Source organism: Streptomyces sp. 8N706 (genome assembly GCF_052245415.1).
Classification (GTDB): Bacteria; Actinomycetota; Actinomycetes; order Streptomycetales; family Streptomycetaceae; genus Streptomyces.
The window spans coordinates 1-8,273 of record NZ_JBQQBW010000184.1 but is presented as its reverse complement, the minus strand read 5'-3'; the positions used below and the strand labels follow the sequence as shown (position 1 = coordinate 8,273).

Below are 8,273 nucleotides of genomic sequence, written 5' to 3'. Positions count from 1 at the left end.
AGCAGCATCGCGCCACAGTCGGAACGCGACGCCGACTGGGACCATCCCCGCGCGTGCGGGGAGCAGGTGCAGGCCGAACTGGCCGAGGTCGACCGGCAGGGACCATCCCCGCGCGTGCGGGGAGCAGTGCTGCCATCACGCCGTCCTAAAGCACCAGAAGGGACCATCCCCGCGCGTGCGGGGAGCAGAGCCGTTGCTCTCTGGGCTCCGCGACGAAGTCGGGACCATCCCCGCGCGTGCGGGGAGCAGATTGCGTGGGCTGCCGTTACGGCATCGCAATGGGGACCATCCCCGCGCGTGCGGGGAGCAGCATCGCGCCACAGTCGGAACGCGACGCCGACTGGGACCATCCCCGCGCGTGCGGGGAGCAGGTGCAGGCCGAACTGGCCGAGGTCGACCGGCAGGGACCATCCCCGCGCGTGCGGGGAGCAGATTTCCGTGCGGGGTTACTGCGGGTAGCGCGCGGGACCATCCCCGCGCGTGCGGGGAGCAGTTTCGTGTCCCGGTTCCGGCTGTGTTCCAGGTGGGACCATCCCCGCGCGTGCGGGGAGCAGTGCTGCCCGGAGCCGCCGTGCGGCGCCAGACAGGGACCATCCCCGCGCGTGCGGGGAGCAGAACGCCAACCGCGCGCCGTTGGTCTGTGCCTGGGGACCATCCCCGCGCGTGCGGGGAGCAGGGGAGCCGGTCGCCCGTGCGGTACTCCCCCTCGGGACCATCCCCGCGCGTACGGGGAGCAGGGCACTGTAGCGACGCACACCGACGGGTGTCCGGGACCATCCCCGCGCGTGCGGGGAGCAGCCCGTGATCCGGTCGACGACCTCGGTGGGACCATCCCCGCGCGTGCGGGGAGCAGACTGTGCGACCTGCGCTTTTACTGATGGCGAGCGCTGGTTTCGAGTAGTTTCACTGATTGCCGCCAATGGTGCGAAGCGGACATCGTTGTTCGATCCGTGATGGGCCGGGGATGCGCACGGTACCCGCCCCGGCGGTTCCGCGGGCAACACGGTGTACCAGCAGGAGAATAACGAACCGTTTCTGCGTAGCCCGGGATGGACTGGCGGGGACTGAGTCGAGAGGGCTGTTTCTTCAATAGAGGTCCCGGAGCATGGTGTTTGCCTGTATTGATACTTGGCATGGCGGGTGAGGGGGAGCTCCGAACGGGGCTGGGGGGCCGGCTTGTAGGGCCGGTGCGGAACGTGTGGGCCAAGCATGACCGGGATGGCGACGGCTGGCTGCCCTTGTGGCGGCATATGGAGGACGCCGCTGCCGTGGCGGGGCTGTTATGGGATCGGTGGCTGCCGGCGAACGTGCGGCACTTCATAGGTGAGGCGCTGCCAGCGGGGACTGCGGATGCCCGGCTCCTGGCGGTGTGGTTGGCCGCTGTGCATGACATCGGGAAGGCCACTCCGGCGTTCGCCTGTCAGGTCGATTCGCTCGCTGACCGGATGCGTGCGGTGGGGCTTGAGATGGCGACTCGGCGGCAGATGGGTCCGGATCGCTCGCTGGCGCCGCATGGGCTGGCGGGGCAGGTGCTGCTGGGAGAGTGGCTCGAGGAGGGGCACGGCTGGAGTGGCCGGGAGGCGGGGCAGTTCGCCATCGTGATCGGGGGCCACCATGGTGTGCCGCCGGATCACCACCAGCTCAAGGACCTTTACGACCATCCGGAGCTGCTGCGCACTCCCGGGCCTTCACGGCCCTTGTGGCGGCGGGTGCAGGGCGAACTCCTTGATGCGTGCGCGGACGAATTCGGGGTGCGTGAGCGACTGGATGCGTGGCGGCGGGTGAAGCTTCCGCAGCCGGTGCAGGTGCTCCTTACTGCGGTGGTGATCGTCGCTGACTGGATCGCGAGCAATCCCGACCTCTTCCCGTATTTTCCGCAGACGGCATCCCAGACTGGTGATGAGCGGGTGGCCGCGGCCTGGCGGGGGCTGTGCCTGCCGCCGCCCTGGCGTCCTGATGAGCCGCCTGCGGATGTGCAGGAGTTGTTCGCTTCCCGGTTCGTACTGCCGCCGGGGGCGGAGCCCAGGCCGGTGCAGGAGGCGGCGGTGGAGCTGGCGCGGGCCATGCCCGAGCCGGGCTTGATGGTGATTGAGGCGCCGATGGGGGAGGGGAAGACGGAAGCGGCTCTTGCCGTTGCTGAGATCTTCGCGGCCCGTTCGGGCGCGGGAGGCGTCTTCTTTGCGCTGCCCACGATGGCTACAGGAAATGCGATGTTTCCTCGCCTGCTGGATTGGCTTGATCGCCTGCCTGCCAGGGAAGGTACGCGGTTGTCGGTGCTGCTGGCTCACTCCAAGGCGGCGCTGAATGAGGAGTTCGCCGATCTGGAGAGGGCGAGCCGGGCGGCGATCGCCGCCGTCGCCGTGGACGCCGCCGACGACCCGGTCGAGCAGTGGCGGCCCTCGCCCGAGAAGGGGGCCGCACCGGCCGAGCTGGTTGCACATCAGTGGCTGCGGGGCCGTAAGAAGGCGATGCTGTCGTCCTTTGTCGTGGGTACCGTCGATCAGTTGCTGTTCGCCGGGCTCAAGAGCCGCCACTTGGCGCTGCGCCACCTCGCGGTCGCAGGCAAGGTCGTGGTGATCGATGAGGCGCATGCCTACGACACGTACATGAGTGTTTACCTGGACAGGGTGCTGTCCTGGCTGGGTGCCTACGGGGTGCCAGTGGTCGTGCTCTCTGCGACCTTGCCCGCGGGCCGGCGCCGAGAGCTGGCCGAGGCGTATGCGGGAGCCCGGGCGGGCGCCGCGGAATTCGACGTCCTGGCCGATGCCGACGCCTACCCGCTGTTGACGGCAGTGGCGCCGGGCGCGGGACCTGTCCTTGCACATCCCGGGGCCAGTGGGCGCGGTGGCGAGGTGCAGCTCGAGCGGCTGGAGGACGACCTGGAGTGTCTTGCTGACCGTCTGGAGGAGGAACTCGATGGGGCCGGCTGTGTCCTGGTTGTCCGCAATACGGTCAGGCGGGTTCTGGAGACCGCCCGGGTGCTGCGCGCGCGGTTCGGCGACGAGCACGTGACCGTGGCCCACTCGTGTTTCCTCGACGTGGACCGGGCGGCGAAGGACGCAGACCTCTTGGACCGTTTCGGTCCGCCCGAGAAGGCAGGTGACCGGTGCCCGGAGAAGCCGCACATTGTCATCGCCAGTCAGGTCGCTGAGCAGTCCCTCGATGTCGACTTCGACCTGCTGGTCACCGACCTGTGTCCGATCGACCTGCTGCTCCAGCGGATGGGACGCCTCCACCGCCACCAGCGCTCACGTCCCGAGCGGCTTCGGACCCCGCGCTGCCTGGTTACTGGCGTCGACTGGAGTGCCGACGTGCCCGCTCCGGTGCGGGGGTCGGTCGTCGTGTATGGCGAGTACGCGCTGCTGCGTTCGGCAGCCGTCCTCCTGCCGCATCTGGACTCCCCGAACAAGCCTGTAGGGCTCCCCGAGGACATCAGCCCGCTGGTGCAGGGCGCCTACGGGGACGGTCCGGCCGGGCCCGAGACCTGGGCAGGAGCGCTGGCCACGGCGCGGAAGCGGCATGAGGAGCACCGCAGGGACCAGGCCGAGCGGGCCGAGCATTTCCGGCTCGGTGAGGTGGGCCGACCGGGGCGGCCGCTCTTCGGCTGGATCGCGGCCGGTGTCGGCGACGCGGATGACACCCGGGCCGGGCGGGCCCAGGTCCGGGACAGCAAGGAAAGCCTGGAGGTCCTCGTGGTACAGCAGCGCGCCGACGGCTCTGTGGCCACGATGCCGTGGCTGGACCGGGGCACAGGGAGCCTGGAGCTGCCGGTCAACTGCGTCCCCTCGCCTGCTGCAGCACGGGCCGCCGCCGGGTGCGGCCTGCGCCTGCCGATCCAGTTCTCGCACCCGTCGGTGATGGACCAGGCCATCACCGAACTCGAGCAGTTCTACGTTCCAGCCTGGCAGGCGAAAGAGAGCCACTGGCTCGCTGGCCAGCTGATTCTCGTGCTCGACTCCGATTGTCAGACCCGGCTGGGAGGCTACGCACTCCGCTACAGCAAGAACGACGGCCTTGAGGTGACACGTGCCTGAACCCAGCCAACAGCCTCCCCCGGACGCCGTGTTGTCCTTCGACCTGACGGCGCAACCATGGGTGCCGGTGCAGTGGCTCGACGGCACGCAGGAAGAGCTCTCGCTGCGCGAGGTGTTCGACCGCGCCCACGAGTTACGCCGCCTCGTCGGCGACCTGCCCACCCAGGAGTTCGCACTGCTGCGACTGCTTCTCGCCCTCACGCACGACGCGCTCGAAGGTCCGCGCGATATCGACCACTGGGCCGAGTTGTGGGAGGACGAGGATTGCTTCGCGCCGGTGTCGGGTTACCTCGATACGCACCGCGAGCGGTTCGACCTACTGCACCCGATGACGCCGTTCATGCAGGTGACGGCACTACGCACGGCGCGCGACGAAGTGTTCTCCCTCAACCGGATCGTCGCGGATGTGCCCAACGGCGAGCCGTTCTTCAGTGCGTGGATGCCCACCGTCAGCCGCCTCAGCTTCGCCGAGGCCGCCCGCTGGGTGGTCCACGCCCACGCCTATGACACCTCCGGCATCAAGACCGGCGTCGTCGGCGACGCCCGTGCCAAGGGCGGCAAGGTGTACCCGTTGGGCGTCGGCTGGGCGGGCACGCTCGGCGGCGTCTTCGCCGAAGGTGACACCCTGCGCGAGACCCTGCTCCTGAACCTGGTTGCCTCTGATACCTCCGGCCTGCGGTTCGGTGAGGATGACCGCCCCGGCTGGCGGCGTGAGCCGTGCGGGCCGGGAGCTGCCGAGGGCGATCTCGTGGAGCAACGGCCATCGGGCGTGCGGGATCTGTACACCTGGCAGACGCGGCGGTTGCGGTTGCACTTTGACACTGCCGGGGTCCACGGTGTCGTCCTGGGTTACGGTGACCCGCTGGCCCCGCACAACAGGCACCAGCAGGAGCCCATGACCGGCTGGCGGCGCAGCAAGGCGCAGGAGAAGAAGCGCGGTGAGTCCCTGGTCTATCTGCCCCGTGACCACGACCCGGCCCGCTCGGTCTGGCGGGGGCTGGCCGCCCTGATCGCCGATCGGGCGGCGGGCACCGGTCAGGGTGCGGAGGCCGCTGCCGGCCTGCGGCCGGGCATTCTTGAGTGGATCGCGCGGCTGGCGACGGAGGGGGAACTGCCGCGTGGGTTCCTCATCCGGGCCCGCATCGTCGGCGCGGTCTACGGCACCCAGCAGTCGGTGATCGACGAGGTCGTGGACGACCACGTTGCCATGTCCGTCGTCCTCTTGCACCAGCAGGACCGGGAGTATGCGCAGCAGGCGATCGACGCGGTCGCGGATGCGGAGGCCGCCGTCACAGCTCTCGGGCGTCTGGCTGAGGACCTGGCCCGCGCCGCCGGTTCCGAGCCCGAACCGGCCTGGGACGCGGCCCGCGACCTCGGTTTCGCGGCCCTGGACGGTCCTTATCGCACCTGGTTGCGAGGGCTTGCCGACGCCGGTGACCCGTACGAGCAGCGCAGGCTCTGGCAGCGGGAGGCGTACCGGCACATCGGGCGGCTCGGTGAGCGGTTGCTGGCCGGCGCAGGCGACGCCGCGTGGGAGGGCCGGACCGTGGCGACGAAGAAGGGCTCCCTGTGGCTCAACTCCCCGCTCGCTGAGCTGTGGTTCCGCAGCCGCCTCAACAAGGCATTGAGCCGCCCCTTCGACACCGATCAGTGCGAGACCGGTGCCGTGCCCGAGACCGGCCCCACGCCAGAGCCCGGCTCAGCGGCCGGATCCGACTCCTCCTCGAAGGTGCCCGCATGACCACCGCCTCCCCGCCCACCGCCCGGCATCGGGTGGGATGGACCATCAGCGCCATCATCGCCCCGCTGCAGAAGGACTACCTGAACGACCGCCCCCACGCAGTGGCGGCGCTGGCCCGGCTGCGACGAGGTGCGGGCAAGGAGTTCGCTCAGGTACCCGACCTGTGGGGCCTGGCGGACACCGGACCGCTCCATCAGGAGCCGAAGGACGGCGGCCGACCGCTGAGCGAGAAGGAACTCACGCGGGCCGAGGACGCCGTACACGTCGCCCTCACCCTGTGGGCCCTGCACCAGCAGTCCCGCGGGACGGGCATGCACCAGCCCGACCGCCGGGAGGCCCCGAGCGGCCTGGGCGCGGCAGTACGCCGGCTGATGCCGAAGGACGAGATCGCCGAGCCGGTCCGCAAGCGTTTCGTCCGCGCCGGCAGCGCGCCGAATCTGCCCGCGCTCGCTGAGCGGCTACGAGACATCGTGCTGCTGCTCCGCCGTGAGGACATCCCGCTCGACTACGCCCTCCTCGCCGAGCAGCTCTACCGCTGGCAGGAGCCTGGCGGCCGCGATGCCGTCCGCCGTGCCTGGGGCCGCTCCTTCCACGCCTACCGCACCCAAGACACCAGGGCCGAGGACTCCGCAGCCCCCGCCGACACCACCGACAAGGACGCCTCGTGAACCGCATCTTTCTCGACGTACACGCGCTGCAGACCGTCCCGCCCAGCAACCTCAACCGCGACGACACCGGCGCCCCGAAGTCGGCCGTCTACGGCGGAGTACCGCGGGCGCGCGTCTCCAGTCAGGCGTGGAAGCGCGCCACCCGCACCTACTTCACCGACGAACAGCTGCTCGACCCCAGCGAGCTGGGCGTGCGCACCAAGAAGGTCGCCGAGGTCCTCGCTGGACGCATCACCGCCCTCCAGCCGTCCCTGAACGGCGCCGAAGCGCTCGCGATCGCAGCCGAGGTGATCCAGACCGCCACCGGCTCCAAGATCGAGACGCCCAAGCGGAAGACGGACGCGGCCAAGGACGACGAGGACCAGCCGGCCCCGGTGTCGAAGTACCTGATGTTCCTCAGCGCCCGGCAGTTCGACCGCCTCGCGGAACTCGCCGTCGAGGGCGCGGCCGACATCAAGACCTACCTCAAGGACAAGGACAACAAGGCCCGCGCCAAGGAGATCGCCGACACCCGGCACTCCGTGGACATCGCCCTGTTCGGCCGCATGGTCGCGGACTCCGCCGACATCAACGTCGACGCCGCCGTCCAGGTCGCCCACGCCATCAGCGTGCACCGCGTCGAGAACGAGTCCGACTACTACACCGCTGTCGACGACCACAACACCGACGCGGAGCCCGGCGCCGGGATGATCGGCACCGTCGACTTCAACTCCGCCACCCTCTACCGGTACGCCGCCGTAAGCGTGCACCAGCTCGCCCGCAACCTGGGCGAAGGCCTCCGTGAGGACGAGCCCGTCAACCTTCCGGTGCGCCGCGCCGTGGAGGCGTTCGTGCACGGCTTCGTCGCTTCCCTGCCCACCGGCAAGATCAACACCTTCGGTCACCACACCCTGCCGGACGCGGTCCTCGTCAAGCTCCGCACCTCGCGGCCCATCAGTTTCGTCGCCGCCTTCGAAGAGCCCGTCTCCGGAGAGCAGGGCGGCGGCCATCTGCGGGATGCCTGCGAGCGCCTGGCCCAGTACGTCCCCGACATCGAGCGTGCCTACGGCGACGAGGAGACCACCATCTCCTGGGTACTGCGCGTCGGCACCCACACCGAGAAGCTCTCGGGCATCGGCACGGAGACGACCAGCCTGGCCACGCTCGTCGAATCGATCGGCCAGGCCGTCGCCGACCGCCTGGAGAAGCACGGATGAGCGTGCTCACACTGCACCTGGCAGGCCCCCTGCAATCGTGGGGGGCCTCGGCCCGCTTCGCCCGCCGCACCACCGAGTCCGCCCCGACCAAAAGCGGCGTGATCGGCATGCTCGCCGCAGCCCAAGGCCTCGAGCGTGGCGACGACGACGGGTTGGCACGACTGGCCGCGCTGCGCTTCGGCGTCCGCATCGACCAGCCCGGAACTCGCGTACGCGACTTCCATACGGCCCACCACGCGGTCACCGGGAAGTCCATGCCGCTCTCCGAGCGCTTCTACCTCTCCGACGCCGTCTTCCTCGCTGCCCTCGAAGGCGACGCGGCGCTCATCGACGCATTGCACGCCGCTCTGCGCGCACCCGTACACCCGCCCTACCTGGGCCGCCGCTCCTGCCCGCCGGCCCTGCCCGTGGAGCTTGGCGTCCATTACGACGCCGACCTGGAGCAGGTCCTACGAGAACAACCATGGCAGGCAGCCGCGTGGTACCAAAGGCTCCGCCGCCGCGAGGACCAGGTGCCCTTGGTCCTCCAGGTGGAAGCCGCACCCGGCGAACGCGGCGGGGACGTACTGCGGGACCAGCCGCTCAGCTTCGCCGCCGAACACCGCCGGCACGCCCTGCGCACCGTGGTCAGCAC

At 70.0% G+C, this 8,273-nt stretch carries 5 protein-coding genes and 1 CRISPR repeat array; all 5 genes read left to right on the top strand.

Annotated features, from left to right (window positions below):
- Nucleotides 1–37 precede the first annotated feature (37 nt).
- A CRISPR array of direct repeats spans nucleotides 38–853; the repeat unit is 29 nt; unit sequence GGGACCATCCCCGCGCGTGCGGGGAGCAG.
- 343 nt (nucleotides 854–1,196) lie between these two features.
- Entirely contained in the window at nucleotides 1,197–4,034 is a 2,838-nt protein-coding gene (cas3, locus tag ACTWQE_RS33015; RefSeq protein ID WP_443332776.1) for a CRISPR-associated helicase Cas3', read from the top strand.
- Complete coding sequence (gene casA / locus ACTWQE_RS33010; RefSeq protein ID WP_443332775.1) at nucleotides 4,027–5,775, top strand: type I-E CRISPR-associated protein Cse1/CasA; 1,749 nt, start codon at nucleotides 4,027–4,029, stop codon at nucleotides 5,773–5,775. Before cas3 ends, casA begins: the two co-directional genes overlap by 8 nt.
- Nucleotides 5,772–6,443: a type I-E CRISPR-associated protein Cse2/CasB gene (gene casB / locus ACTWQE_RS33005; protein WP_443332774.1), complete on the top strand. Its 672-nt coding sequence runs from the start codon at nucleotides 5,772–5,774 to the stop codon at nucleotides 6,441–6,443. The genes casA and casB overlap by 4 nt, the downstream gene beginning before the upstream one ends.
- Nucleotides 6,440–7,639, top strand: a complete 1,200-nt coding sequence (gene cas7e, locus ACTWQE_RS33000) for a type I-E CRISPR-associated protein Cas7/Cse4/CasC (protein WP_443332773.1) — start codon at nucleotides 6,440–6,442, stop codon at nucleotides 7,637–7,639. The genes casB and cas7e overlap by 4 nt, the downstream gene beginning before the upstream one ends.
- A partial coding sequence (gene cas5e, locus ACTWQE_RS32995) for a type I-E CRISPR-associated protein Cas5/CasD (RefSeq protein ID WP_443332772.1) occupies nucleotides 7,636–8,273 on the top strand: 638 nt, incomplete at its 3' end. The genes cas7e and cas5e, both read left to right, overlap by 4 nt.